Source organism: Sphingomonas sp. FUKUSWIS1 (assembly GCF_000733135.1).
Classification (GTDB): domain Bacteria; phylum Pseudomonadota; class Alphaproteobacteria; order Sphingomonadales; family Sphingomonadaceae; genus Sphingomonas; species Sphingomonas aerolata.
Window position 1 is genome coordinate 2,110 of the sequence record NZ_JPJC01000216.1, and the last position, 3,804, is coordinate 5,913.

Sequence of the window (3,804 nt, forward strand, 5' to 3'; positions counted from 1 at the left end):
GGCAGGAACGTATCCTCGAGATCGTGCGCAGAGACATAGACATTGGCCTGGTGCCGGGTGGCTTCCGGCCCGCTATGGACGGCGAAATGCTTCGGCGTGGCGATGACCTGCGGGCGCTCGGGATCGGGGCCCTGCAGGCCGCGGACGAAGGCGACGCCCATCGCCGCGGTCAGGACGGGATCCTCGCCATAGGTTTCCTGGCCGCGTCCCCAGCGCGGATCGCGGAAGATGTTGATGTTGGGGGACCAGCTGTCGAGCCCGGTTCCGATATGCCCGACCCGCCCGGTTTCGCGCGCGAGCGTGTGGAGCCCGCGGACCTCGGTGCTGATCGCGCCTGCTACCGCCTGGACGAGCGGCGCATCGAAGCTGGCGGCCAGACCGATCGGCTCGGGGAAATTGGTCGTCGCGATCGGCCCCAGCGCGCCGTGGAGCGATTCCGTCCACCAGTTATAGGCCGGAATGTCGAGCCGCGGGATTGCGGGCGCGACGTTGAGCAGTTGGGGCAGCTTCTCGTCCGCGCGAAGCTGCGCGACGAGCGCGGTGGCCATGACCGTGGCCTGGTCGGGCGCGTTCGGGCTGGTCTGCGCAGCGACCGGGGCCGCGACGAGCACCATCGCAAGCGCGAGCGACGGGCCGATTGCCGCGCGCCGGGTGGGCATCATAGTCTTGCGCATCATCGTCTCCCCCATGCTCGCCGGACGTCGCCGCCGGCGCGTCACGATAGCGGCGTTTCGAACGGGCCGACGGGCAGCCCCGCATCGTCGACCAGGTTGATCGCGGGCGCGTCCGACCAGGCATAGCGGACCCGCGTGACGGGCTGGCCGTCGCCGGGCAGCGTCACCTGCGTGCCGACGACCGTGCCGGATGCGTAGCGACAGCTTGCAGCGGCGGCGCCGCACATCTCGAACCCGATCGCCTCGCGCGCGCTTTTCGCGTGCAGCGCGCCGGTCACGCCGGAAAAGTCGAGCGCGACGCCACCACCGGCGGCACGCTGCGCACGGGCGAGGGCCGGGCCCGAGGGTGCGATCCGTTCGCCATAGACCGTCGCCCGCATGACCTGGGCAAGGCGTTGCCCCACCGCATGCTTTTCGCCCGGATGGATGTCGAGCGCATCGCCGATGTCGAGCGTGACCGCGACGCCGGCGTGGCGGTCCGCGGCGGCGACGCGACGTTGCGCATCGCGCACGGTGGCCCAGCCGCTCTCGCCCGGCGCAAAGGACGGTGCGCCGTAGCCGGCGAGCTGAGCGATCGCGAAGCCGGCCTGCGGGCTGCCGAGACGCGTGCGCCAGTCGGCGATCAGCGCGGTGAGGCGCTGATCATAGCCCGGAATGCCGGTGTCGGACTCGCCCTGATACCAGGCGATCCCGGCGACGCGCGTCCGGCCAAGCGGTGCGATCATCGCATTGTAGAGCGTCCCGGCGCCGTTGATGTCGTCCCACGGCACCCGGGGGGCGGAACCCGCGATCCGCTGTGCCTTCGCATAGCGCCAGCCGTCGCCGAGCGGCACGCTGCTCCCGTCCCCGAAGGTGATCCGCATCGTGTCCGCAGGACCGGTCATCCCGCCATAGGCATAGACGTCGTCGTCGTTGACGGTGATGACGTTGCGCCCGGCCTTCAGCGTGCCGACGGGCAGCGCATAGACGCGCGATTGTGCGGCGAGGCTGCTGCCGCCGACACCGATCCCGTTGACCCAGGTCCGGTCGGCATCGTCGATCGTCCCCAGCACGAGCGTGGCGGGACCGCGCGCCTGTTCGGCGGTGATCTCGACGCTGCGCTGATACCACAGCATGCCGTTGTAGCTGGCGAGGTCGGCGATGCCCCAGGTCTCGAAATTGGTCATCGCGGGCACCGCCTGCCAGTCGAGCGCGGCGCCGGGTTGCCACGGCTCGCGGCCGACGGCGTCGCCCGATCCGGTCCGCCACCATGCCTCCCACAGCGTCATCGCACGCCGGTTCGCCGCCCCGGGATCGCGCGCATAGAGCGCCAGCAGATCCGCCTGGTCGCGGAGCCCCGCCTGGCGCAGCGCGGGGTCGCTCATCCACGCGCTGATCCGCGATCCGCCCCAGCTCGCATGGATCGCACCGATCGGCACGGCCGCGCTCCGCCGGAGCGCCTGCGCCATGTAGAAGCAGGCCGCGGAGAAGGCGGGCTGGCTCGCCGGGCCGGCGACGGTCCAGCGTACCGCATCGTCGAGCCGCGCGACGGGCGTCGCGGCGGCGCGCTTCGGGATGGTCAGCAGGCGCAGGCCGGCGTCGACGGGGGCATGCGCGTCGGGGATCAGGTCCTGCGCCTCGCTGACCGCCAGTTCCATGTTGCTCTGGCCCGAGCAGAGATAGACATCGCCGATCAGTACATCGTGCAGCACCGCCGCACCGCTCTGCGCCGCAATCGTCAGATCATAGGGACCGCCGGCGTCGAGCGCGGGCAGCTCCGCGGCGAAGCGGCCTGCTCGGTCCGCCTTTGCCGTGACCGAACGCCCCGCCAGCGTGATCATCACCGTCTCCCCCGCCGCAGCGTCGCCGGTCAGCGCGATCGGCTGACCCCGCTGGATCACCGCGTGATCGGTCAGTACGCCGTCAAGACGCGGGGCCGCGAGCGCGGCCGACGCGCTGCTGGCAAGAAGGACGGCAATGGCAAGACGGGCGGGCAGGCGTGGCATGATTCGATGGGTCCTCTGGCAGGTCAGACGGGCTGGAGCCCGGAGCGAACGAAACGGTGGATACGATCGCGGTGGTGAGGCGGGCTGGCCACCAGACGGCGTGTCGGGGCGTCGTTTTCGATCGAGCCGGGCATCACCGCCGTGCGTGCGCGGAGGCTGACGACTATGTCGTTACCAGCGCCGTCTATCGCGGGCAGGGGTAGCGTGTTGCTCTGAATGGCAGTGTCGTGCGCGAAGGCGGGCAGCGCGCACGTCAGTGCGGCAACGCTGATCACGTGCGCGACTGCAGGGCCACGGCGGGCGAGCGTCGGGCTTTGGGCCGCAACGGTGGAAGCAGCAGACGTCGTCGAGCCCATCCTTGCCTCCCCTCATGGGTCGCATTGCCTCATCGTGCGTGAGGCATGGGCGACCGAATTGCATGTCTCCGACTTCAGACGGAGATGCGCAATTTAGCATTTGCGATAGCGCTCACACTAACCCGGATGTCGGGCTTTGCAAGTATTTGTCGGAGTGAATCCAAAACAGCTCTCAAATGCCAGAGCGCCATGCGATGTGGAGCACAATTGACAAGACTATGGGCTGGATGGCCGCCCGGGCGAGGCTGGACCATGAACGGCATGATGCGGCGGCTGAACGCACGTGAACGCCTGCCGCAAAGTACGGTTCGGCGTTGCAATATCAGAAGAAAAATGGTGCCCGGAGACGGGGTCGAACCGCCGACACTGCGATTTTCAGTCGCATGCTCTACCAACTGAGCTATCCGGGCATCGTCCGATCGGGATCGGATGAAGGGCCGATCGTGCGATCGGAAGGGCGCGTTTAGTCGGGCTCTTCACCGCTGTCTAGCCCCGTTTGCGATATTGCGCGGCCGGGGATGCGATAGCCCTCTCCGAGCCATTGCAGCAGGTCGCGGTCGCGGTGCCGACTCGAGCAAAAGGGGGCGTAGCCGGGGACGGCGGGCTGGCCGCAGATCGGGCATTTCACGGCGGGCATCAACGGCTCTCCAGATCGTGGACGACGCCCGTACGACGGGCGAGCGTCGCCAGCCAGTCGGGGTGCGCCATGAGGCGGGCATGGACCGCGGCGGGCAGCGCATGGCGCCGCGGGGCGGTCGGCGGGGTGCGCTCGAGCGTGCGCAACGCCGC

At 69.4% G+C, this 3,804-nt stretch carries 3 protein-coding genes, 1 tRNA gene and 1 pseudogene; all 5 read right to left on the bottom strand.

Features of this window, described 5'->3' with window-relative positions:
- Positions 1 to 662: pseudogene (locus tag sphsw_RS13075) on the bottom strand (glycoside hydrolase family 3 N-terminal domain-containing protein); the annotation flags it as partial.
- Between the two features lie 53 nt (positions 663 to 715).
- The gene (locus sphsw_RS13080; RefSeq protein ID WP_031440991.1) at positions 716 to 2,659 is read right to left on the bottom strand and encodes a sialate O-acetylesterase; all 1,944 of its coding nucleotides are present in this window, start codon (positions 2,657 to 2,659) and stop codon (positions 716 to 718) included.
- Between the two features lie 23 nt (positions 2,660 to 2,682).
- Positions 2,683 to 3,015, bottom strand: coding sequence for a hypothetical protein (locus sphsw_RS13085; RefSeq protein ID WP_031440992.1), 333 nt, complete (start codon positions 3,013 to 3,015; stop codon positions 2,683 to 2,685).
- A gap of 334 nt (positions 3,016 to 3,349) precedes the next feature.
- Positions 3,350 to 3,425: transfer RNA gene (locus sphsw_RS13090), tRNA-Phe, on the bottom strand.
- Between the two features lie 53 nt (positions 3,426 to 3,478).
- Complete coding sequence (locus sphsw_RS18930; RefSeq protein ID WP_081874320.1) at positions 3,479 to 3,652, bottom strand: DNA gyrase inhibitor YacG; 174 nt, start codon at positions 3,650 to 3,652, stop codon at positions 3,479 to 3,481.
- Between the last annotated feature and the right edge of the window lie 152 nt (positions 3,653 to 3,804).